Annotated in this window: 12 protein-coding genes; 5 read left to right on the plus strand and 7 right to left on the minus strand. The window is 57.8% G+C overall.

Features of this window, described 5'->3' with window-relative positions; all coding sequences use genetic code 11:
• Positions 1-225: 225 nt before the first annotated feature.
• Positions 226-2,499 carry an NADP-dependent malic enzyme gene (locus M5R41_19675; protein ID MCZ7558613.1) on the minus strand — a complete coding sequence of 758 codons (2,274 nt, stop codon included), beginning with the start codon at positions 2,497-2,499 and terminating at the stop codon, positions 226-228.
• A gap of 521 nt (positions 2,500-3,020) precedes the next feature.
• Between M5R41_19675 and M5R41_19680 the strand changes: the two genes are divergently transcribed.
• Complete coding sequence (locus tag M5R41_19680; protein MCZ7558614.1) at positions 3,021-3,869, plus strand: hypothetical protein; 849 nt, start codon at positions 3,021-3,023, stop codon at positions 3,867-3,869.
• A 351-nt stretch (positions 3,870-4,220) separates the two neighbouring features.
• Here the strand turns inward: M5R41_19680 and waaF are convergent, their stop codons facing one another.
• On the minus strand, positions 4,221-5,249 hold the full coding sequence (waaF, locus tag M5R41_19685; GenBank protein MCZ7558615.1) for a lipopolysaccharide heptosyltransferase II: 1,029 nt from the start codon (positions 5,247-5,249) through the stop codon (positions 4,221-4,223).
• A gap of 1,784 nt (positions 5,250-7,033) precedes the next feature.
• Between waaF and M5R41_19690 the strand changes: the two genes are divergently transcribed.
• The 4 genes from M5R41_19690 to thyX all read left to right on the plus strand — a co-directional run bounded on the left by M5R41_19690 (position 7,034) and on the right by thyX (position 14,386).
• Positions 7,034-7,957 (plus strand): hypothetical protein, encoded by a 924-nt coding sequence (locus M5R41_19690; GenBank protein MCZ7558616.1) that lies wholly within the window; start codon positions 7,034-7,036, stop codon positions 7,955-7,957.
• 90 nt (positions 7,958-8,047) lie between these two features.
• Positions 8,048-9,103, plus strand: a complete 1,056-nt coding sequence (locus M5R41_19695) for a hypothetical protein (protein MCZ7558617.1) — start codon at positions 8,048-8,050, stop codon at positions 9,101-9,103.
• Between the two features lie 273 nt (positions 9,104-9,376).
• The gene (locus tag M5R41_19700) at positions 9,377-12,757 is read left to right on the plus strand and encodes a T9SS type A sorting domain-containing protein (protein ID MCZ7558618.1); all 3,381 of its coding nucleotides are present in this window, start codon (positions 9,377-9,379) and stop codon (positions 12,755-12,757) included.
• Positions 12,758-13,453: 696 nt separating this feature from the next.
• Positions 13,454-14,386, plus strand: a complete 933-nt coding sequence (thyX, locus tag M5R41_19705) for an FAD-dependent thymidylate synthase (GenBank protein ID MCZ7558619.1) — start codon at positions 13,454-13,456, stop codon at positions 14,384-14,386.
• Between the two features lie 242 nt (positions 14,387-14,628).
• Here thyX and M5R41_19710 read toward each other — a convergent pair whose 3' ends face one another.
• The 5 genes from M5R41_19710 to M5R41_19730 all read right to left on the minus strand — a co-directional run.
• Positions 14,629-17,787, minus strand: coding sequence for a cellulase family glycosylhydrolase (locus M5R41_19710; GenBank protein MCZ7558620.1), 3,159 nt, complete (start codon positions 17,785-17,787; stop codon positions 14,629-14,631).
• Positions 17,788-17,829: 42 nt separating this feature from the next.
• The gene (locus M5R41_19715; protein MCZ7558621.1) at positions 17,830-20,451 is read right to left on the minus strand and encodes a transglutaminase domain-containing protein; all 2,622 of its coding nucleotides are present in this window, start codon (positions 20,449-20,451) and stop codon (positions 17,830-17,832) included.
• Positions 20,448-21,410, minus strand: a complete 963-nt coding sequence (locus M5R41_19720) for an ROK family protein (GenBank protein MCZ7558622.1) — start codon at positions 21,408-21,410, stop codon at positions 20,448-20,450. Before M5R41_19720 ends, M5R41_19715 begins: the two co-directional genes overlap by 4 nt.
• Positions 21,411-21,666: 256 nt before the next feature.
• Positions 21,667-23,043 carry a sugar MFS transporter gene (locus M5R41_19725; GenBank protein MCZ7558623.1) on the minus strand — a complete coding sequence of 459 codons (1,377 nt, stop codon included), beginning with the start codon at positions 23,041-23,043 and terminating at the stop codon, positions 21,667-21,669.
• A 27-nt stretch (positions 23,044-23,070) separates the two neighbouring features.
• A partial coding sequence (locus M5R41_19730; protein MCZ7558624.1) for a family 20 glycosylhydrolase occupies positions 23,071-24,490 on the minus strand: 1,420 nt, incomplete at its 5' end.

Raw genomic sequence — 24,490 nt, forward strand, 5'->3', positions numbered from 1 at the left:
AGGGTGAAGGGTGAAGAGTGAAGGGTGAAGGGTGAGGAGTGAGGCGTGAAGAGGGAAGAGGGAATAACGTTATAATTCTCCTTTTTGTTTTTTCTTGGAACGAACGGCCCATCGGCCAGAAAGAGTGAGCATGTTTTGTCGAAGGTGTTTCGTCAATCATTCTGACTTGATAAAAAAACCCCGGCGAGAGCCGGGGCGTAGGTTTTCAAGCGCAGATGGTTGTGATCAGCATTCTGCGGTCCTGTTGCTCGCGGCGTCCACCACGGCGATAGCGATCATGTCCACTATTTCCTTGACGTCGGAACCGCGCTGGAGGACGTGCACCGATTTGCACATGCCATTGAGGATCGGTCCGATCGGATGTCCACCGCCGATACGTGCGAGCAGCTTGTATGCGATGTTACCGGAGTTGAGATCCGGGAATATCAGCACATTGGCTCCGCCTTTCAGTTTGCTGAAGGGGAAAATATCATTGATGATATCGGGCACGACGGCGGTGTCGGCCTGCATCTCGCCATCCACCATCAGATCAGGTGCACGTTCCTGCACGATTTCCAGCGCCCGCCGAACCTTACGGGGTGAGTCTTCCTCGGCGTTGCTGCCGAAGTTGCTGTAGGAGAGCATCGCCACGCGCGGAGCGACGTCGAACTTCTTTGCGAGTTCCGCCGCCTGGAGAGTGATGTCGGCAAGTTCTTCGGCATTGGGATTGATATTGACCGTGGTATCGGCGAGGAAATAGGTCTGGTTTTTCATGGCCATGATATACAGGCCAGAAACCTTATTGTAGCGCTTGTCGCGCCCGATGATTTCGAGTGCGGGACGGATGGTGTCCGGATAATGGGAAGTATAGCCGGAAATCATGCCATCGGCATCACCCTGATACACCATCATCGCGGCGAAATAATTGTTCAGGTACTTGATGCGCTGACGGGCATAGTACGCGGTGATGCCCTTGCGGTGACGGAGACGATGATATTCCTGGATATAGAAATCGGTTTTTTCGCAGGATTGCGGATTGATCATCTCGACTCCTTCGAGATCGATGCTGTGTTCTTCTGCCACGGCGCGGATCCGTTCTTCCCGGCCAAGCAATACCGGCAGAGCGATGCCTTCTTCGACCGCGATTTGTGCGGCTTTGATGACTCGTGCTTCTTCGCCTTCAGCGAGGACGATGCGCTTCGGCGTCGCGGCCGCCTTCCTGTACATGGGCGCCATGATCGCCTGGGTCCGTCCCATGCGTATGTCGAGGTTGAGTTTGTACTCCTCGAAATTCGCGATCGGCTTTGTCGCCACCCCGGTTTCCATCGCGGCTTTCGCTACGGCGGGCGCCACCCAGGTCAGTACGCGGGGGTCGAAGGGTTTGGGGATGATGTAGGTGGGGCCGAAGGACATTTCCTTCACACCATAGGCCCGTTTCACGGCGTCAGGCACTTCCTCTTTGGCGAGAGCCGCCAGAGCGTAGGAGGCCGCCTGTTTCATGGCTTCGTTGATCGCCGTTGCCTGCACGTCCAAAGCGCCGCGGAAAATGAAGGGGAAGCCCAGGACATTATTGACCTGATTCGGATAGTCCGAACGTCCGGTGGCCATGATTACGTCGCCCCGCGCTGCGGTGGCATCCTCATACGTGATTTCCGGATCGGGATTTGCCATTGCGAAGATGACGGGATTCGGGGCCATGCTGCGTACCATATCCTGATTCACGACGCCGCCCTTGGAGAGGCCGAGGAAGACGTCGGCACCGACAAAGGCATCCTCGAGCGTTCGCGCGGAGGTATCGGCGGCCATGTCCTCCTTGAATTCATTCATATGCTCCGTACGGCCTTTGTAGATCACACCGGCGGTATCGCACATAATGACGTTTTCCTTTTTCACGCCGAGACTGATATGGAATTTCGCGCAGGCGATGCCGGAGGCGCCGGCGCCGTTATAGACCACCTTGATGTCTTCCAGTTTTTTACCGACGAGCTCGCACGCGTTGATGAGCGCGGCGCCGCTGATAATGGCGGTTCCGTGCTGATCATCGTGGAAGACGGGTATTTTCATTGTGCGCTTCAACTCCTCTTCGATGTAGAAGCAGTCCGGGCCCTTGATGTCTTCGAGGTTGATGCCGCCGAAGGTCGGTTCGAGAACCTGACAGACACGAATGACCTCGTTGATGTCCTTGCTGTTCAGTTCGATGTCGAAAACATCGATATCGGCGAAGGTTTTAAAGAGCACACCTTTCCCCTCCATTACCGGCTTGCCGGCGGCGGCGCCGATGTCGCCGAGACCGAGGACGGCCGTGCCGTTGGAAATCACGGCGACGAGATTCCCTTTCGCGGTGTACTCGAATACTTTGGATTCATCTTTCTCGATTTCACGGCAGGGTTCGGCCACGCCGGGCGTGTAGGCCAGCGAAAGATCGCGTTGCGTCACGCATGGTTTTGTGGTGACGACCTCGATCTTTCCCTTGCGCCCCATGCTGTGATATTCGAGCGCATCTTCCTTGCTGATTTTCATGAACTCTCTCCAGTAACAGTGAATTGAGGTGCTCTATCGTCTATGCTCGGACGATGTCGGATTCTGCAACGAACACTATGGAAAGGCAAGGTAGTAAAAAACCGGCAGGGGTGAAAATCGGACGCCGTATGCAAGTACACGATTTTACTCCTTATGCTCTCCAGCGCTGGTGACCCATGTTCGTTCGGACGCACCCGACGCCTGAGAAGCGGGTTGACCGTATGCGCACTCGTCCCTGCCCGGCACGTTGCTGAACATCTTCAGACGAACGCAGCAGGAAAACCGTTTTGATCGTGGGTGGGTAGTGCGACCTCACGGTACAGCGAGCTGTTGCAGCGATGTCACTGCGCAATCGCGTTCGGGCATCCCTTCCGAGCGCTTGCTGTCGGGTAGAGCGGGACGGAGGGCGGTAGGTCTCAGCTGAAAGTGAAAGGAACTGAAAATCTGCCTTTCCCCCGGTTTGCGCGAAGGGTACATTGTTGTTTCCATATTCCTGATCATGTTCATAATGGGAGCAAAGCATGAACGACACAGGACAATTCAATGAAAAACGACTTCCCGGTCACGATTACTCTCGGCCCGGGACCTATCACCTGGTTTTCGAAGTCGGTGCTCACGCGTCGACCTTTGGCAGCATGAAGAAGGGGGTAATGACACTCAATGCGTACGGAGAGATTTTCCTGAGTGTTCTCGGCCTCGCATTGCAGATTTTTTCCTGCCTGCGTCTCGACGCCATGGACATTCGACCGACAAGTATTGAGTTGGTGGTAAGCATTTTGAAATGGCGGAAGCCGTTAATGAAGTGCTTCGCTTCGAAAGACGAGCGCTGGCATTATCGTCGCACGATGACGATATCGTCGTTCGCCGGGTATCTGAAGATGAACAGTGGACGCGGCATCAACAGAAGGCGCAAGAGGAGCGGGACGCATTTCTGGGCCCTGGGTTTCAAGGATCGTGTTTTGAAGGACAAAGCCGAGATCAACGATACCATCGCGCGTTTACGAGCGGGTTTCACTCTGGTGCGGTGTTCACGGAATCCCGCTGCCGACGGCAAGCGCGCCAGAACACTTTGTAGCGCTGTGATCTCGGCACTTGGAAACTCCGTGGATGCGGCTTTCGGGGCACTGTACAGTGGCGGACCGACAGTAGCTGCGACGCTTGAAGCACCCGGATTGCCGTTCGATACCATGTTGTTGGGAAGGGCGCTGTTTTTGAACAGTTCGCTTCTGCGGCCGGAGTCCGCTCATGCTGCGTTGTCGGGCGACGGACGGAATGAAGTGACGGGTGCGCATGGAGGTCGCACTCCGGAGCCGTTGATCATCGGGATCGGGCCGGGGCGCATCGTTTTTCCCGTGCCGACTGACTGCTGAGTGCATTTTATGCGCGCCGACGGGCGCGGAAGGGAGATATCACCGGGGCGGGCAGGCCTGTGCGGGGATGCGGAGCGTTATTATCTGAGTGCTGAAGGGTCGTTTTTTGTGTAGCTGAGGGTGAGATTGACTGGCGGGGAGGGTCCGGGGAGGGCGAATACAGCTCGGAGGACATATCGGAGTGGGTGGTCTGGTTTATTGAGTATAAAATTTCGATTCATGAATCGAAAGAAGTTGCCCCGGAACTCCCGCCCCGGCCATTCCCGCCCAAAATCTCCTTCCCAGACGCCACACCTCCGCCCTCCCTCCCGGATACCGATCACATCCCCCCGCAATCCGGCTCTCGTCCATTCACTCAGCCATCTCCATCACCGCTTCCAGCACCCTCTCCACGGAAATATTCTCCATGCAGCGGAAGTGTCCCTTCGGACAGGAACGCCGTCCGATGAACGTACACGGCCGGCACGACAATCCGGCAACCTCGATTACCGAAGCGCGGCTGTTATAGGGATAAAAACCAAACTCCCGAACAGTGCTTCCAAATATCGCCGTTACCGGCCGCCGCACTGCCGTCGCCATGTGCATCAGTCCGCTGTCGTTTGCTGCGACAACGGCGCAACGTTCAAGCAGCGCCGCCGTCTCTATCAGCGTTGTGGTACCGCAAAACGAGAAGACGCGGGAAGGATCAACCGCTTGCAGCGCCTGACCGGCTTCCGCGTCCTCGGCAGATCCGAGAACCGCAACCGCGAAACCACGTTCGAGCAGCAGTGTGGTGAGGCGCAGGTACTTCGCCAGAGGCCAGCGCTTGGTGAAATGGCGGGAGCCGGGGCACAGTCCGATGATCCGGGTCTGAGCGTCCCACCCCCGGGCGCACAGCCGGACGAGCGTGTCCTCCCGAAGCTCGTCCGGATAGAACAGCTCGCAGCCCCGCTCATCCGGCGCGACGCCGTAGCGCGAGGCCGTTTCGATATAGCGTTCAGGCACGGGCATGACCGCACCGTACCAATTCAGGTGCGTGCTCACCAGCAGCAGGCGCCGCAGAGCCCGCTTGTCCACGTGGTGAATATTCCTGCTCACACCGTTCCGGATGATGCGCGTCCGCAGATGGTGATGCAAGTCGAACACTGCGTCATAGCCCTCGGCGCCGAGAGCCAGGTTGAGTGTTTCCAGCGCTTTTCTGCCGTGCGCCACATCCACCGTGATCAGCTTGTCGATGTTCGGATTCCACCGCACGAGATCCGCATATTCTTTCCGCACGACGAAATGCAGCTCCGTCTCCGGATACCGCGCCTTGAACACGCGCAGAAACGGCGAAGTCAGAACAATGTCGCCGATGGAGCTGAGACGTATGACGAGGACTTTCGAGAGGGGAGGGGGCATGGTTGCGAGGGAGAGTAAAGAGTGAAGAGTAAAGAGTAAAGAGTCGTAAAAAAAAAAGGTGAAAAGGGGAAAAGGTGAAAGGGTGAAAGGGTGAAAAGGTGAAAAGGTGAAAAGGTGAAAAGGGGAAAAGGTGAAAAGCGTGCGTTTTATCTGTTCTGGTGCAATCGTAATTCGTAATTCGTAACTCGTACATCGCGAAATGTTTCCGTGAAAGGCAAGGTAGCGACCCCGCTGCTGTGGTTCAAGCGCCGGGGCTCCCAACCCGCGATTTCCGGGCGTAAGGACGGCGGGGCGCAGAGCGCAGAGCGCAGAGCGCTTAGCGACCTCTTCCCGAAACCGCGATGATATTGGCGACGAGTGTGTTCTTTGCGTCCTGGCGCCTTGGCGTCTTTGCGTTGATTTCCCCTGAGGCGCAGGAAGAATGAATAGCAAAGGCGCAGAGGGGGATTGTAACAGTTTCTCGAAGCCGCGATGATGTCGGCGACGGGTGTCTTTACGTCTTGGCGATGGCATTCCCTGTGCCCCGGAGGGGAAACAGAGAGGCGTGCGAGGTGTACGCAAACACTACAGAAAGAAAATACCGATTTATATTGCATATTATTGTGCAGCCTTGGTACTTTGCCGCGGTGAGGATGTACCACCTTCTCTCGGATAGTGGAATGAGTGGTTTCGAGCGCTTCTTTGGAAATCGATGTCGGGCGGGGAGAATACGCAAAGGGATTGCATTGTCCGATAAACGTCCGGGTTGCGTCTCGCCTCCAATCCGCATTGTGCCTCCTTACGCCAGGGTATCAGATCATTCGCCCGTGTGTGCTCTCCTTTCCTTCGTGCCAGAGATCCCGCGCCATCATCGACGCGACGCCTCTGCGGCTTTTCCCTTCTCACCCGTTACCTCTTCCTGGTATTCCGTCGCTTCATGGCGGAGACGGGATTCACATTTCTCCTTTCAAACCAATTTCAGTACCACTCACCTGAGGAGAACCTTATGACGTTCAACGAACCCGAGGTAACGCAGGTCGCAAGGCCGCAAGGCCGCAAGGGCTGGCATGATTTTTGCATCGGAGCCCTGCCTGAATCCACCGTGCAGCACGCCTGACGCTGCTCCCGCCGCGACGTCTCGTGGCGGACTATCCCGCTTCGATTTTCACTCCGCATTTCTGATCTTCACGCTCATCTTTATGCTGCTCGCATCCACAGCTTCGACGGTGTTCGCGCAGGTACCGCCGCCGCCATCGGGGAATGGAGAGAGGATTTCGCGTTCGGATCAAATCGATACCCACAGAGGACTGTATTACCCTGGAAGCAATACGAGAGGCGAGCACTCTCCGCGATCAGGCATCAAGCAACTTCGGATGCGATATGTACGCGATGTATTATTGCGACATTCTGAAGCGCAGTGCCTTTCCGTCGATACACCACTTTAACGGCAAGACCTGGCGGAGCTGGTGGAAATTTCCGGGAACCGGAACACCACGCCTGGTCGCAATTGCCAGGACAGAGAACGAAGCCTGGATATGAGGAAGCGGCGCCAATGGCGGAAAGGCGATCATGATACATGGAAAACGATGAGTTCGTCGTAAAAGACGCACATGCAGTGGCAATCCTGATCCAGGCAAGAACTTCAAGATAGTAGAAAATCGAAATACGACGGAGTGAGACATGAGACTTGCATACGTACTTGTCATTAGCGGAGCACTCTTCTTTTGCGCCGGGTCCTGCGAGGACGATATCGTTGATGTGCCCCGGTCCGGCCCGACACCACATCGCATGATTTCACCTGGGACTTGATCATCTTCGAAGCAGCCGAGACCGGTAGATTGAAAGATATCTGCTATATCAATGATACGTGTATCTGGGCGGTGGGATGGTTTATCTGCCGCGGCCCGCAGGGTGAGCGGCTGCTGTACAACGCCATCCGATGGGATGGAGTGGAATGGCGCATGGAGCAGGTTCTCGATTCAATCCCGGGCTCATCTGCAGAGCAAAGTCTCAGTGAGCTGTCAACGGTGTACGGTGATCGTCCGGACAATGTATGGTTCAACACGGGTTCCATTTTTATCCACTGGGATGGCCGCAGATTTACCACGGATGCTGGTCTTATGTATGAGTTGGATTGTTTTCTCACCGAGTGTTGGGCTGATGGTCCGGACAATATCTGGATGGGCGGCACAGACGGTGAACTCGTGCGTTATGACGGAAAGCGTTGGAAGCGCATCAAAAACGATATCCCCGACGAGTGGGATATTTGCGGCATGCACGGGAACGGGGATACCCTGCTGCTTGCTGCGACACAGTATGGCAGTACAGGTTGGACAGCGTTTTATCACGTCATCGGCGAGACCGTGCGTTTCTGGCGTCAGGATTCTGTTCCCCAGGGCGTCCAGGCCGTCTGGTTCGATCATTTGAACAATGTCTACACCGACGGAGGGCGTGTGTATCACTGGAATGGAGAGAAATGGATCAATCTTCACGCTCCGTGGGGGGGCTATGGATTCGACATAGCTGCGAGAAGTCGCTTTGACATTCTTAGTTGTGGGGGATCAGGTACAATACGCCACTTTAACGGCAAGACCTGGAGAAGCTGGTGGAAATTTCCGGGTATCGGTACACCCTACCTGTACGCTATTACCAGGACAGAGAACGAAGCCTGGATATGCGGAAGCGGCGCCAATGGTGGAAAGGCGATCATGATACATGGCAAGCGATGAGTTCGTCGTAAAAGACGCACGCTCAGTGGCAATCCTGATCCCGGCATGAACATCAAGATAGTAGAATATCGAAATACGACGGAGTGAGACATGAGACTTGCATACGTACTTGTCATTAGCGGAGCCCTCTTCTTTTGCGCCGGGTCCTGCGAGGACGATATCGTTGATGTGCCCCCGGTCCGGCCCGACACCACATCGCATGATTTTGTCTGGGATTATACATTGATCCCATCGGACAATAACAACGGAATCTTGCACGATATTTGCTATATCAATGACACATGTATCTGGGCGGTCGGATGGTTCATACGCCGCGGGCCGCAGGGTGAGCGGCTGCTGTACAACGCCATCCGATGGGATGGAGTGGAATGGCGTATGGAGCAGGTTCTCGATTCAATCCCGGGAAGCACGGGACAGCCAAGTCCACATGAGCTGACAACCGTGTACGGTGACCGCCCGGATAATGTATGGTTCAACACGGGTTCCATTTTTATCCACTGGGATGGCCGCAGATTTACCACGGATGCAAGTCTAATGTATCAGATGAATTGTTTTCTCATGGAGTGCTGGTCGGATGGTCCGGACAATATCTGGATGGGCGGCACAGACGGTGAACTCGTGCGTTATGACGGGAAGCGCTGGAAACGCATCAAAAACGATATCCCCGACGAGTGGGATATCTGCGGCATGCACGGGAACGGGGATACCCTGCTGCTTGCCGCGACACAGTATGGCAGTACAGGTTGGACAGCGTTTTATCACGTCATCGGCGAGACCGTGCGTTTCTGGCGTCAGGATTCTGTTCCCCAGGGCGTGCAGGCTGTCTGGTTCGATCATCTGAACAATGTCTACACCGACGGAGGGCGTGTGTATCACTGGAATGGAGAGAAATGGAACAATCTTCGGGCTCCCGGATCCGGAGGCTACGGATTCGATATGGCAGGGGTCAGCCGGTTTGACATAATGAGCTGCGGTTACTTCACGACGATACGACATTACAATGGCAAGACCTGGAGGAGTTGGTCGAGAATTCCAGGTACGGGTAATGCCGTATTAGTCGGTGTTACGAGGACGGTAAACGAAGTATGGATTTGCGGACACAGCGCCGAGGGAGGGACCGCCATCATTCTGCATGGAAAGCGATGAGTCCTCTGCGCATCGTTAGCGCTTGACAGGAGACAAGTTATAAGAAAGAAATATTTGTACCAGAACCTGAGGGTAATAGCATGAAACCAGGCTGAAAAACGTATCCGCGAGGGGCAACTCGCGGATACTCAACAACAAAAGCACAACGTGAAATTACCGGGCATATTGCCTGGCCGGTGTTCCTTTGTCTACCGCTAAAGGTAGAACATGGGACGATGACGAACAAATCACCTTGAAACACCCTTTAATTTTGCACCTGAAAGGAGAATGATCATGAAACGCAAACTCTTGTTGCTATTGGCGCTCCTTGCGCTGACCGCACCTTCTTCTTCACACGCTCAAAAGGTCACTTACGGACCACACATTATCAACCACGGCTGGCAAATTCTTATTGACGGAGGCTGCGAATTCTGGGTTAAGCGGAAAGGGTCCGGACCACCGTACGCGCCTTTCTCTCTCCTGATAGACGACGCCGGGGGCGGGACCCACATAGAGGCACGCTTCATCGTGGACTGGCTTATTCCGCATGATTCAACGATGTATCCCAACGATGTGGTTGGGGCGACGCTCAGGATGGAGTACTTCGGCAACAACCTGCCCGATCTTTCAATGGACATCTGGGGTTTTTCCACCCTGTCGCATCTCCTGGATCGCAATGCCGTGTTAAGCGGGATGACAGGACCTCCGCTGCTGAGTGTCGACGGCAGTGCCGGACTTGTCGAATATACCGACTTCACCGGCAATTTTCGGGATTACGTGAGTGACGCCGTCGTGGACGGGCATCTGACCCTGGCCTTCGCTCTCCCCCACGAGGAAGTCCTCCATGACCACTTCTTCAATTTCGACAGCGTCGCGATACAGCTCACGATACATTACCAGGACTCGTTCACCGTAAAGATCACAAACGTCGTGAACAACATTGAGGACTACGATCTGGAGGCAGGCAGTCTGGTACGCGGAGATATCAACATCTTCAGTGGCTCTGTCGCTCTCTACTCGGCACTTCCCTCCTTTGAGCCCCCGTACGTCACCCGCAACTGGAGGGTCAATTACGAGCATATCGCCGAAACCTGGCACTCCAAATTTGAAGATCCCTCCCTCCCGCGCAGATTCAAGTTTCAGACTTGGGACAACGTGCCGGATAGATCCAAGGTGATATATCAAACACCTCCGTATGACGCCGTCCAACGGGATTTTAAGGCGATGGCCAAAGAGACGTATCCCGCCCGCCACAAAGCAAGACGCGAGATCCACCATGACTACGACGGGCTGTCCATCGCGTTCAGGGATGCATGGAGAGTCGCGCAGACCTTGAACGCGGGCGTCCCCGCCGCTCAAACGATTCTTGACACGTATCTGGATCAGGTCACACCGTATGCACCCTGGACCGACGATCAGTCCTGGGGGGTGTTTCTCAACATCGGACATGCCGATTCAAGATGTTACGGCAGTCAGTACTGGCGATACTACGAGTACGACCCGGGAAGTGACAGTTACAGTCGGAAAAACGACGCGGCACTCGAGGAGGGCGATCTGATCAGCATGGATGAAATCCTCACCGGGAAGGGATCGCACGTAACACCGGCGGGCGGAATCGAAGTACACAATCCCGCGCCCGGTGATGATCCGTTCCGAGAATATCGGCTGGAGTACAAAGATGAAGACAACACCATGGACTTCTACGGCGTCTACAAAGCACACATGCTTTCCGATAAGGAGTCGCAACCAACACGATCCGCCAATCAACGCAAGATCGACATTGACCCCCGCGGAGGGTATCATCTTGTGTACGAGAGCGCCGGAGAAATTTGGTACGTGCAGTCGGAAGACGGTGTCACCTGGTCGACGCGGGAAGAATTGATCAGCGCCTACACCCACAACGCATCGAACCCGTCGATCGCGGTTTCCGACAGCAGTATCTACATCACCTACATGGAGGGCGATAACGTCAAGCTGAAGCGTAAATACAACGGAGTGTGGACGGAGTACTTCTTCCATGCTGAATACATGAACAACGGCGCGACGACAACACCGGTCATCGCGAGTGGCGGCACATGCTACAGCGGAGAAGGCGATATCGTGGTAACCCTTTGGGATGATCATGATCGCATCCGATACTGCGTCATGCACTTCCGATATCAGGCGCTATGGAAGGATGATCAGGTCGAAAGCGAACTGCCCCAGACGGGGAGCGCTCCTCCTGTCTCGCCATCGGTAACCTGTGACGACATGCAAACGGAATTTACCGCGTGCTGGCGCGAAGGTACTGTGCTCAAATGCGCGGAGATCCATGTTGGCGGTGGCACCTGCGATAGAAACAAATTCTACTCGTACACCAATACCACGTTGTTACCGGATGCAAGCTTCGCAACCGATTCCGTGGTGTTTGCGCCGTCGATCACACACAATCATGAAATGAAGGCGGTTGTCGCTTATGAAGTGAAAGTTCCTGGAATCATCTATTCCGACAGGTGGGTCAACATTCGGACCTATGATAATACGTCCGGGACTTGGAACACCACCTTGCATCAAATACCGTATTTCGCGATGACGGGATATGGGGAACCCATTTCTCCATCGCTCGGCGCGCACGAAACGAACACCCACTGTGGCCAGGCACCCGAACCCGGTCTGCGACTCGCCTTTCACCGGAATTGGGGTGGCGGAATACGCATCGGCGTCATTGATTGCCAGTATAGCGAGCACGATCAATTCACCAGTGGAGAGTGCTTCCCGAGTGTTGTGCCGTATGCGCCGAACGGCATGCTTCGAGAGACGTTCAGCGCACCGTTCCAAACCGGACCATTTATGCACGCGCTGCGCACATCGAACACGCATCTGAGCAAACAAGCGACCCCGAATCTCCGATTGATTCGAGATCTTCGCGTGCGCTTTGGCGATGAAATGGCGCTGTTGGGTGTGACCGATCTGAACTTGCGGCAGGGCAACAACGTCACTCAGACCATCGGTTGGCATGCTCTGCCGGATTCACTGGTGATCGGTGTTGATGGCGATGCGCACGAAATCCTGTACACCGAGCCGTTTACCGTCTCGAACGGCAGCAGAATTGACTATCACAGTATCGTCTACTGCAGCAATGCGCAGGCCATGCCCTCAGGCGTTTCTATCGCTGTGCAGCTTCGCAGGGCTTCCGATCGGTCACTGCTGCACAGCTTCTCAATACCGTTGCGTAACCTTCCTGCGGATACAGCGATGTGGACCAACTGGTCGCGCCCGCTTCCTCAGATTCCCGCAATCCCGGTGTATATTTCGCTCGGCATTGATGGTGCATTGCCGGCGGGGGCGGAAGTGTCCAATGCGAAAGTGTGGATGGAAGATCAATATATTCCGAAGTTGGCTTCGGGCGAGTCTGCTCCATCTCAGTTACCCGGCGATTTCACACTGCATCGTAATCATCCTAACCCTTTCAATCCCGGAACCGTGATCCCGTTCTCCCTGGGTCACGACGGACACGTTCGTATGAGCGTGCATGACGTGCTGGGGCGTGAAGTCGCACTTCTGGTCAACGAAGTGCGATCTTCAGGGCGGTACGGTGAGTATTTCGATGCGGCAAATCTTCCCTCCGGGACGTACATCTGTCGCCTCGTTTTCGAAGGCACGACGCAATCGCGAAGCATGCTGCTCGTTCGGTAGCGATAGTGCGCTTGAGTGTCGAATAGTCGAGCGCCCCGGTGTGAACGCCGGGGCGCTGTATGTGCGATAGTTGCCGCATTGCATTGCACGTCACTTGTATTCAGTGCGTCATGTTTTTCGTCAATCTCCAGTGTTTTATGAGACGCAAACCAGCGACCCCGCTGCTGTGGTTCAAGCGCCGGGGCTCCCAACCCGCGATTTCCGGGCGTAAGGGCGGCGGGGCGCAGAGCGCAGAGCGCTTAGCGACCTCTTCCCGAAACCGCGATGATATTGGCGACGAGTGTGTTCTTTGCGTCTTGGCGCCTTGGCGTCTTTGCGTTTCATTCCCCTTTGGCGCAGGAAGAATGAAACGCAAAGGCGCAAAGATGCAGAGACGCAGAGGAGTGGTGGGGGAGGAGTGACGCAGAGGCGCAGAGGAGAATATTAAAGGGCTGATGGCGCGGAGTAATTTGCGTTTCGAACGGCGAAGTGCTGCGAGGCCGTCGGGTCTGCGGAGGGTTGTGAAGAAAGACATCTATGCGTCCTGGCGCCTTGGCGTCGCTGCGTTGATTTCCCCCTGTGGCGCAGGAAGAATGAAACGCAAAGGTGCCCCTTCGACTTCGCTCAGGGACCGCCGAAACTCGCGGGCGGTTTTCACTATCCGCAGGCCTTCCGTATCTTAAGAGTTTCCGTGTATCACGACATCACTTCATACACATGACTGAACAGTTCGAACTTCTCGACCGGCCCGGCGTGCCCGAACTCGACGCCATTCTCGGCCAACCCTTCAAAGTACTCGACGACGGCTTTGTGCGGGTCGTGGACTATATGGGCACGGATTCCTCCATCGTGCAGGCGGCGCGGGTGTCCTATGGCAAGGGCACGCGGCAGGTGCGGCAGGATCGCGGGCTTATCCGCTATCTTCTGCGGCATCACCACACCACGCCCTTCGAGATGTGCGAAATCAAACTGCATGTGCGCGTGCCGATGGACACCTGGCGGCAGTGGATCCGTCACCGCACGGCCAATGTGAACGAGTACTCCACGCGCTACTCCATCGCCATCGACGCGGCGCAGCGCACGCGTGCTGACGAGTGGCGCTTGCAGGCGGTAAGTAACCGGCAGGGGAGCGAGGGCTTTGCCGACGAAGCGCTTGGCGGTGAATTCACCCGGCAGGAAAGCGAACTGCACGACCTTGCGCGGAACATCTACAATCAGCGCATCGAGGCCGGCATCGCCCGCGAACAGGCGCGCAAGGATCTTCCGCTCGCCACCTACACTGAAGCGTACTGGAAAGTGGATTTGCACAACCTGCTGCATTTCCTGCATCTCCGTATGGATGCGCATGCGCAATTCGAGATCCGCGAATACTCGCGCATCATCGGGCATGAAATTGTGAGTAAATGGTGTCCGCTGGCTTGGGAGGCCTTTCTCGACTATCGCGTCAACGCGCTGGAACTCACACGCATCGACAACGACATCATCGCGGCCATCTCAGCAGGGGACAGCGAACGCGCCATCGATCTCGCCATAGCCGAGGAACTCCTCCCCCCGCGCGGCGAGGAAATCAAGCGCAACATGGAACGGGAGGAACTGGAGGAAAAACTGCGTCGTCTGGGGCTGTCGGTGCCGTGGGAGGTTGGAGTCTAGGATCGTGAAAAGGTGAAAAATTGAAGGATGGTAAAAAAGTGAAAAGGAAAAAAGGTAAAAAGGTGGGGGAGGCGAAAAGGTGAAAAAGGAAAAAAGGGGAATATCATCCCGATACGATTTATTTTTCTCCCGATACAAGATATGGTAAAGTCGTACAGTCTCTTACCTTTTCACCTTTTTCCCTTTTCACCTTTTCACCATCACACTATCCTATCACCGTTTCACCCTTCGCACATCACTTCTCATTCCATCTCGACTCGCCTTCCCCTCCCATCCAGCAGCAGTAACTGCGACTGTCCGGCGGCGATTTCCACGTCGATGGCGGAGCCGCCGCGGAAGCGCAGTTCGAATTCCTTCATGTCGGAGCCCTCGTTGATCACGCCCAGGAGTGTGGCGTTGGCGTATTCGGATACGGTGACCAGGACGTCCGGCGTATCGGGATCGAGCTGCACCGGAGGGCGAAGACGGGCGAGACGCAGCGCTTCACGGTAGAGCGCTGTCACGGCCACGGGAGTGTCGCCGATCTCCACCGGGAGGGGACACCACAAGAGCTCACCCTTCCCCAGTTTGCTTCGATGCAGCACAGCGTACCGTTCGCCTTCGACTTCCGCGGTAAGGATGCGCTGAATTTTTTCTCCGCGGAAAGCGACGGGGACAGGATCTCCGTCAATTTCCAGAATTTCACTCTGATGCACCGGGCGCTGCCTCGCCGAGAGCTTCCACTGCGCACTGCGTAGCTGCTCGCGCTGATGCTCGTCGCGGTCTATCACGCCGGTGACCAGCAGGGTGGCGCCCGCGCGAACCGCCGTCAGCACCTTCTGCCAGGCGACTTCGTTGAGCTTCCCGGCGGAAGGAAGCACGAGCAGCTCCGCCCCGGCCAGAGCGGTTTCATTCAAAGTGTACTCGCTTACCGCCCGCAGCGGCATGCGGCATCCGTACGCCATGGCGCGGACGCACGCGCGTGTGGCTTCCACGGCGAAAGACCGCGCCGAGAACTGCTGCGAATGAGGGAGGATGAGCACAACGTCTTCCTCCTTTCGCCTTGTGAACAGGGATTGGTGTCGCTTCACAAAATGACCGATTTCGCGAAGCTCGAAATACTCCGGCTTCGCGCTCCCGTCGCTGCGCAGCGCGCCGATAGCCGCCTCGTTATCTGAGGCCATCCAGGGATTGCTGTGCCAGAGCCATTGCACATAGCCCACGCTGCCCGCCGTGAGCGCGATCACGAGCTTGCGCCTCAGCAGCGCCGCGGCGTCGGTTTCGCTGCGCCACGCGGAGCCGTCTTCCTGCTCGTACATCATCACGCCGGTTTCCTGCACGAGGTGGGGCTTGCCCGGCGCTCGTGTCACGACGGAATCCCAGAGCAGATCGTCATTGAACCACCACGAGTGGACGCTGCTGAGGTCCACCTCGCCGACGTGAAACTGCGGATTGGGCCGGTCCATCGTTCCACCCTCGTCCTGACCGACCGTCACGAGTTGTGCGGCGCCTCCCGCTTCGCGAATAGCGTCGCGCATACGCCGCACCCAGCCGTTGAACGCGTCCTGCGCGAAAAGCCGATAATCGAGCACCTTCAATTGTCCGCGTTCGTGGAACAGATGCGCGTCGTCGAAAGCGCTGAGCGGAGGCAGGGCACCGTATTCGGACGTGTCGCTGCGCCAGAGATCGCCGAGCTTGCGCTGATACTCCGCACCGCTGCCGTCGCCGTAGCGTGCATGCAGCCATTCCTGCCACGCCTGTTTCTCGAAGTCGTCGTAATTCGGTCTGCATTTCCATAGCTGCGCGGGGGAGCAGAACGACGGCTCGTTGATCAAATCCCAAATCACGCCGGGCATCGAATTGCAACGCCCGACGAAGGCGGCAATGAAAGCCCGCTGCGCGTCCACCGCGCGCGGATCGAGATAGGGATTCAGTCCGCCCCATGCCTCGGGGAGGAAAGCAAAAAAGGTAAAGATCACCGGAATATCATGTCGCGCGGCGGTGAGCAGAAAGGCCTCCGCCGCGCGAAGTACGGACTCGTCCACCATGCCCGGCTGCAGCATCATGCGCTTCCAGCCGGTCCAAATGCCGGTGCGGATGATGTTGACGCCCGCATCTTTCATCGCGCGCAGGTCCTCGTCCCATTGCAGGGGATTCGGTTCGAGCAGGAAGCTTCGCTGTACGTCGCCCGCCATGTACGAGGTGCCTGCCGCAGTAAAGGGTTTGCCGTCCAGCGTCAACTCGTTGCCATTTGCAGCGATGCGCTTCCCGACGACGAAATCCTTCGGATCGGCAACGACGACGCCCGTGTGAGCGCTCGTGGTGGCGAGCGCTCCGCCGGCGCAGGGAAACGACCAGGTCGCGCGCATCTCGAACAAGCCCTGTTTTGCGCCGGCATGCCGGAACACAACGCGCTGCTGCGCATCGGGCAGAGCGGGCGACACGCGGAGATCCACGTCCACCCGTTCAAGAGGGGTGCCGTCTTGCAGCAGTTCCACCGTGCACGGAGCGCTGCCCGCACGGAGGGGACGGCGGAGACGCAGCAGCGCTTCGATGCGCTCTCCCGTATCGATGCGCGCGTGAACAGGGTGTACCGAAAGACGCGCGGCGCCGCAGGCGGCGACGGACACGAGCTCGCGTACGGCTTCACCCGGCAGGGCGGTATTGCCGGTGAAGAAAATCTGTCTGCTGCCTGCCATGGCGCCATGAAGTCGGTCAATCAGCACGACGGGTGCCGATACCGGGATCATGTTGCCGTCGAAACCGGTGACCAGCGGATGTACTTCGGCATCGCGGGTTCCGTCGCTGCCGTCTTCGTTGGAAAAATGCTTTGTTGCTGTCAGACGAAGGGAGAACGAACGCGACAATGCGGGACGCATCGCGCCGGCCACCGCGTCCATGCCATCGAAAGCGGGATTACCCTGGAGACGGTCCACCGTGTTTGCGGGTACCTCCATGCTTTGCGTAATGCCCAGGCGTCTGTGCCATACAGTGCGCCGCTGCGCCGGCTGCCATTTCTTCCCGTCCCAACGAACGGGCACGGCGAGCGGTGTACCACCGAGATTGACCCAGCAGCCGCCCTGATACAGATAACCGAGAAGCAGTTCCGCCGCTTCTTCGGGAAAGGCGCTGCCGTAGGGAGTGACCAGCACATCGATGTCACCGGGATCGGGCAGCGCTGAGGGATCCACGCTGGTGATGACGCGCAGGTCGAACGGAGACAGAGCCGAGCGGAGGGCTTCACCGTCGGGCGCTTCGACGTCGATGGAAGGAAAGGTAGTGTCGAGGAAGAGCGCAACCCGGATGCGTCGCGGCTCGTCCGGACGCGACCAGGACTGGAGCGACGTTGGACCTGTCGCGAGCAATGCCGCCGCTGTAGCGCCGCTTTTCAGAAAATCCCTTCGTGATACCGATGGCGACATGTTGCGCTCCGTGGAAAGTGATTTCAAGACCGGGGTGCCGACTTACTCCTTCTTCCGCAGGGCGGACAGCGCGCTCAGCAGGCGTGCTCCGATGCCGATGGAGTATCCGTTTTCAAAAAAATGCACATTGCCGTTTCCCGCAACAAATGCGACTACGGGGAAATCGATGCGCCCGTGCTGACCGACCGCGTCCAGCAGTGGACGAAGGACGTGCATGTTTTCATCGCTGAAAAAGCGATTGCCGGCCGGGAGCCGCGATGCGTAAATCTCTCGCACCGACGTGTTGAGCTGGCCGTTCGTACCCGTGAACAGAAAAGGAACGGACGCCGCCGCCAGTGCGTCGCGTATTTCCGCGATGCTGTTGACGACGTGTGTATTCGGCTCACTCCCCGGTTGCAGCCAGAGAAGCACACATCCATCGTTCGCAGGGTGCGGGAGGAGGTCAGGTTGAATGCGTCCAAGCGATGAGAACTGATGGGTCGCATCCCGGAAGCGGATGACGACAGCCGTCGTTTCATCGTCCGGGACGCGAAAGAATGCGACCATACCCGGTACGGATCCGTCGCTTCTGCGAATGCCGGTGACGAGCATGTACTCGCCGGGCTGTACGTCAAGCAATGCCGGGAGCGTCCGCACTTTTTCGTTGTTTTCGTAGTCCAGCGCTTTATAGCGACCGTCCTCGAAACGTGCGAGGGTGTACTGCAAGGAGTACCTCGGGGCCTCAGCGGTGGCGGTATCGGATGGAAGTAGCCGCAGACGCGCAGATGCGGGAACAGGTGTTGCGACGGCATCGAAGTTCACATCCCGCCAGGTATCCTTTTCCAGATACTGCGGTACACTTCGTATCGCATCGATTCGTGCGGGTATGCCTGCTGTGCGGCAGAGGGCCACGAAAAGCATATTGCGGGAAGGTGCATCGGTTATCCTGCCGCGCATCGAGCCCCCGGGAGTGATAGCCACCCCGGCCCAGTTTTCCGCGTTGGCAAGGCGTATGCTGTCGCGTATCCAGCGCTCTATGGTGGCGGCACTTATGCGTCCGAAGCTCGCGCCCACCGACGCCAGGGCATCGGCGGCTTCGCCGCGCCAGGCGCGGAGTTCCTCGTGACGGATGCGCGGATTGAGCACATACCGTACATAGATTTCGTCGCAGTCCCGGGCTCCCTCCCGCGCCGGTGCCGCGTGCCGCAGATGGTGGAGCAGTGTCGTCGCGTTTGCGTCGCGGAGATCTTTTTCCGAGATCGCGGTAAGGAGGGGAAAAGCGAGCGCGAAGTCTTCGGTCTTCGCTGTGCGCAGAAATGCGAGAATCTCCCGCCAGTTGCCGGCACTGCGTTTCAGTACATCCCAGGTGCTGTCCGGAGCGAGCCCGGAAGTGCGGGCAACATCTGCAACCCGGACGGAGTCAATGAATGTCCGAATGTAGGCACCGCGAATGCTGTCGTTCGCGCGTAGCCGCAGAGCACAAATCTCGTCGTCGCCGCCTGTCCGCTCCGGAGACTGCGTGGGCGGCGGTGGGAGGTATTCGAACTCCATGTGGCCGACCTGATGAACACTTTTCGGAGTAAGCCGCACCGTGTCGTTGCTTTGAGCGGTACAGTAGGCCCAGGCGAAATTCTCCCCGTGTCTGGCCCAGACGAGCACATCGCCGTAACCTGTCAGAAAGGAGCATCGACCGCTGCTGTCTGTGCTCACAGCGGCGAGCGGATAGAACTCGGCATAATTGAAGACGCGGAAATCCACGGTGCAATCCTGCAGAGGCTTCCCCTGCGCATCAGTGATCTTCACCGGGATGCGTCGCGTGGGCGCATACCAGGGGAGGGTGTTAATGCGGGTGCTGTACGGGCCGGCGAAAATCACTTCCTCGCGATCCGTATAACGACCATGCACGGTCGTCGCCGTGAGCATGGCACGCCGCGCGGGTCCGGTGAACCAGGCCTGATCCAGATCGGGAGCGGGTTCGCAAGCACCGAGGAAATGCCACTCGCCGTCCACCCAGGCCTCGACCCACGCGTGATTGTCGTCGCTGTGTGCCCAGCGCGGCGTGTAGCACTGTCGCGCGGGAATCCCCAACGCGCGCAGGGCTGCCGTGGTCAGCACCGATTCCTCGCCGCAGCGTCCGTGGCCGGTGCGCATGCTGGCCAGCGGCGAGGAGGTTCGCGCATCGCTTGGTTGATAGGTGACGTATTCGTGGCACCAGTGATTGATCTCGAGAACGGCTTCACGCATGCCCATAGATTGAATGCGCGGGAACAATTCTCTTTGCATCACGCTGCGTGCGCTGTCCAGCACTTCATTGCCGGTGCGGGGCGGCAGGACGAAATGGAGAAACAGATCCGGCGGCACCTGTTTGCCCCAGGGCATGCTTTCCCTCGCGAGCAGCGCTTCACGCACAGAGCGGATATGATACGCCGGCTCCTGATCGAGTACATCGGCGAGCGTCATGTTCGCGAGCAGGAAAAGCAGGGCGTCTTTTTCTTCCTGAATCCGCAGATGATCGAGCTGGGTGACCAGTTCTGCGTAGCCGGCACCAAGGATGGCCTGACGTTTCGCTACCTGCTGTACGAGCATGCTGCGAGAAGCCTCGTCAGGAAAGAACGATTGCGCGAAAATGATGTCGGAAATGACAATGAGCTGCAGAGCAGCGATCGCGAGTAGTGTCCGTTTCATACTATCCCTTTATCCAGATCGGTCCAGGCCAATGCGGCGGCGCCAAGCACGGCCGCGTTGCTGTCCATGAGTTTCGACAGCAGCAGACGCACGCTGCCCTTAAGCACGGGGAGGAGGTTCATTTCCATTTCGCGCTGCGCGGGATCGAGGATCAGGCGGCCCGATTGCGCGAGGCCGCCGAAAAGGATAAATGCCTCGGGGCTGCTTATGACCGCGACATTGGCGAGTGTCCGGCCCAGCAGCACGCCGGTCCGCTCGAACGCCTCGCGCGCGAGCGCATCGCCCTGTGCCGCCGCCTCGGCGACATCCCTCGAGCTCATGTCGCGAAGAGGAATGGAAGCGAGATCACTGCGCCAGCCTTGCTCCGCCAGCAGCTCGCCTACTGTGCGAACGATGCCCGGAGCGGAAACGTAGGTTTCCAGACAGCCGCGGCGTCCGCACCCGCATCGGCGCCCGTCCTGTATCACGATCATGTGACCGAGTTCTCCCGCGAAACCGGTGGAGCCGTACAGCAGCTCCCCGCCGGTGACAAATCCGCTACCGAGCCCGGTTCCCAGCGTCACCAACACGAAATCCCGCATGTGCCTGGCCGCGCCGTACATCATCTCGCCGATCGCCGCGGCATTGGCGTCGTTGGTCAGCGACACCGGAAGCCGCGAGGCAGCGCCAAGCAGATCCGCGAAGGGAATGATGCCTTTCCAGACGAGATTGGGCGCCTCTTCGATGGTGCCGCTGTAGTAGTTCCCATTCGGCGCTCCGACGCCGATGCCGCGCAGTTGGCAGTCGTCCAGCTGATCCGACAGGGCCGCGACATTCGCAGCAATGGCATCGCAAAAGATATCGACATCCGGATAGGCGGTCGTGTCGATACGCCGCTCCGCAAGGATCTCCCCCTCGCGCGTAACGAGCCCGACTTCGGTGTTCGTCCCGCCTATGTCCACACCTGCTACAACATCCATTACATGCCTCCGTTGATTTTCGTTATGTGCGCATTGAGGTGAGTGAAGAGTGAAGAAAACGTGATGCTGTAAACGCAGAACGGTTTGAAATATAAAATTGAGGAGTTCATCCTATGTTGTGCCGGTGTTTCGTAACTCGGAAATCGTAAGGGTAACTCGTGACTCGTAACTCGGAAATCGTAAGTCGTCCCGCCTTCGCTCTCTGTCACCGATGGTTGTGCCATTCACCTACGATGCTTCGGCGGGCAGGCAATCGTCAATCGTACGTCGTAACTCGATATCCTCTCCATCCATACCACGCGATGTAGCCATAGGCGGCCATGGGAACAACAAAGGATGCGTGTACGCCGAAGGTGTCCGCAGCGACGCCTTGCAAAACCGGAAGAATCGCTCCGCCGACAATGGCCATGACCAGCAGGGAGGAGGCCTGACTGGTATCCTTCCCGAGTTTCGCGATGGCGAGTGTGAAGATGTTCGACCACATGATGGAGTTGAACAGACCGACCCCGATTACCGTCCACATTGCAACGCTGCCGGTGCTCAGCAGGGTGATTGCGAGCAGCACGACCGCGATGAGGGCGAAGAGCATGAGCGTGTGCGCGGGACGGCCTTGCCCGACGAAAAAGCCGATAAGCCCGGTGACGAGGAAAATGCTGTACACCGACGCGATACCCCACCCCTTCAGAGCGGCGATGATGAAAAACGCCGCAAACGGAATCGCCACCATGACCGCGTACTTCCACTCGCTGCGTACCCCGCTCAGGGAGATGGCACCGAGAAAACGCCCGATCATTAAGCCGCCCCAGTAAAAGGCGACATAGGTGCTGGCCTGCGCGGGAGCGAGCCCGGCGATTTCCTGCAGCCCGAGGTAGCTGATCATGATGCTGCCAATACTGACTTCCGCGCCGACGTACATGAAAATCGCTATCATGCCGAATACCGTGTGCCGGTGCCGTAAAGCCCCCGCGCCGCGCTCAACACTGTGCCCGCCCGTGAACTCCGGCAGATGCGCAATGCGCATGACGACGGCCATCAAAACGAACATCCCCGCGAAGATGAGATACGGAATTTTGACCGAACCCGCACCGCTGTGCCCGGCGAAGTAGGTGAAAATGAGAAAGCCGCCGATGACGGGAGCAATAGTCGTGCCGAAGGAATTGAATCCCTGTGCGAGGTTCAAACGGCTCGATGCCGTTCTCTCGGCGCCCAGTATCGCGACATAGGGGTTGGCCGCAATCTGCAGGAGAGTGAATCCCAGGCCGAGTATGAACAGGGCGGAGAGGAAAAACCCGTACGACACCAGTTCCGCGGCGGGGTAGAAAAGCGCCGTGCCCAGCGCCGACAGCAGCAGTCCGATGATAATGCCATTTTTATAGCCCATGCGCCCGATCGGATCACCGCGCTTCATCGAAACGAGGAAGTACGCCAGGGAGCCGACGAAGTACGCGCCGAAAAATGAGAACTGCACAAACATCGCCTGCGTGTGATTCAGGGAAAAAACATCCTTCAGATACGGAATGAGGATGTCGTTCATGCAGGTGATGAAGCCCCAGAGGAAAAACAGGCCGGTCACGACCATGAAGGGTAAACGGTAGGTCTGTTCCTCTGTCTGCGGTGCCGCCTGTTCTGTCATATTGCTCTCGTGGTGTTACGCCATGCGCTACCGCACGACAATTTCGTCAAGGAAAATCCATGTCTTGCCGCCCGCGCCTGCGTGCCACGGGGGACACGCGGGCATCGCGCGCGCCTGCATGCGGACGTATCGCGCGCGCGGGATGTCCACCGGCACGACAGCGTCGTATGTGAACGACTGCTCTGCGCGGTCCCGCTCCGGCGGCGTAACGGTGCCCGCCTCGGTGAAGGTAATGCCATCACGCGAGGTGGACAGGGTCACGGCGCGCGGCAGGAATATCCACGCTTGCTGGTAGTGTAAAAAGCCGACCCGCAACTCGCGCAGACTTCGCTCCGCACCGAGATCGATCACCGCTTCGACATCCCGACCTTCATGCCCCTGCCAGTTCCCGTCCCGAAAGGACGCGGAGCCGCGTATGCCGTCGGTGAGCGCAGCGGGTCCGCCCGCACTGTAGCTCCTGGACGGTGGCTGCGCTAACGTGACTGCGGCGGAAAACCCCATGTGAATGTCGTAACGCAGTTGTCTGGCGGGACTGACACGCGTGCCCGGGCCTACCGCATACGCCGAGAGCATGCCCTCGCCGTGAAGGAGAAAAGGACGCCTGAATTTCTCGGAAGCTGTGGTGTCCGGACCGTGCGCATAGCGCAGCGAGAGTCCCGGCTGACCAGCTTTCAAAGTCATGCGCAAGCCTCCCGCAGCGGTGTCGCTGACGCTATGGAATCGCACGGGCGGCGCTTCGTACCCGTAGCCGATGGACAGGGTGTCCATTCGGGGATAGAAGCGCTGGACGCGATCGTGAAAGTGTAGCCAGTCGCGCGCCTGCGCGGGCGACCACAGCACTTCAGCCATGGCGAGAATGCGGGGAAAGACCTTCGATTCCACGAGATGCTGCGGAGCGTGTTCCGTCCACATATTGCATTCACCACCCAGGATATACGCCGCTTCGGACGGCTTCAGATCTGGCGGAATAGGATCGAAAGAGTACACCTTCGCGAGATCCGTGGTGGCGACGTCATAATCGAAATAGGCATGACTGGTGGGGGAGACGATGGCATAATGCTTTGCCCGCGCCGCCGCGGCTGCGCCTTCGAAACCGCGCCAGGATTGCACGGTTGCGCCTTCCGGCAGACCACCTTCGAGAATCTCGTCCCAGCCGATGAGCTTGCGCCCGCGTTCGCGAAGAAACGTACCGATGCGTCCGATAAACCAGGATTGCAGTTCATGCTCGTCTGCGAGGCCTTCTTCCCGTATGCGCCGCCGACAATCGGCGCAGTGTTCCCAACGGTATTTCGGCGCCTCATCGCCGCCGATATGTATGTATTCCGAGGGGAAGAGCGCGATGACCTCCGTCAGCACATCCTCCAGAAAGCGGAAGGTCTCGTCCTTACCGGCGCAGTAAATATCCTTGAACACGCCCCAGTCATTCGCTACCTCGAACGGACCGCCC

The organism is Bacteroidia bacterium (assembly GCA_027493955.1).
GTDB lineage: Bacteria > Bacteroidota > Ignavibacteria > SZUA-365 > SZUA-365 > JAOSJT01.

Coding starts and splice junctions, on each gene's coding strand:
- M5R41_19675 (MCZ7558613.1), bottom strand. CDS start 2,499: ATGAAAATCAGCAAGGAAGATGCGCTCGAATATCACAGCATGGGGCGC.
- M5R41_19680 (MCZ7558614.1), top strand. CDS start 3,021: ATGAACGACACAGGACAATTCAATGAAAAACGACTTCCCGGTCACGAT.
- waaF (MCZ7558615.1), bottom strand. CDS start 5,249: ATGCCCCCTCCCCTCTCGAAAGTCCTCGTCATACGTCTCAGCTCCATC.
- M5R41_19695 (MCZ7558617.1), top strand. CDS start 8,048: ATGAGACTTGCATACGTACTTGTCATTAGCGGAGCCCTCTTCTTTTGC.
- M5R41_19700 (MCZ7558618.1), top strand. CDS start 9,377: ATGAAACGCAAACTCTTGTTGCTATTGGCGCTCCTTGCGCTGACCGCA.
- thyX (MCZ7558619.1), top strand. CDS start 13,454: ATGACTGAACAGTTCGAACTTCTCGACCGGCCCGGCGTGCCCGAACTC.
- M5R41_19710 (MCZ7558620.1), bottom strand. CDS start 17,787: ATGTCGCCATCGGTATCACGAAGGGATTTTCTGAAAAGCGGCGCTACA.
- M5R41_19715 (MCZ7558621.1), bottom strand. CDS start 20,451: ATGAAACGGACACTACTCGCGATCGCTGCTCTGCAGCTCATTGTCATT.
- M5R41_19720 (MCZ7558622.1), bottom strand. CDS start 21,410: ATGGATGTTGTAGCAGGTGTGGACATAGGCGGGACGAACACCGAAGTC.
- M5R41_19725 (MCZ7558623.1), bottom strand. CDS start 23,043: ATGACAGAACAGGCGGCACCGCAGACAGAGGAACAGACCTACCGTTTA.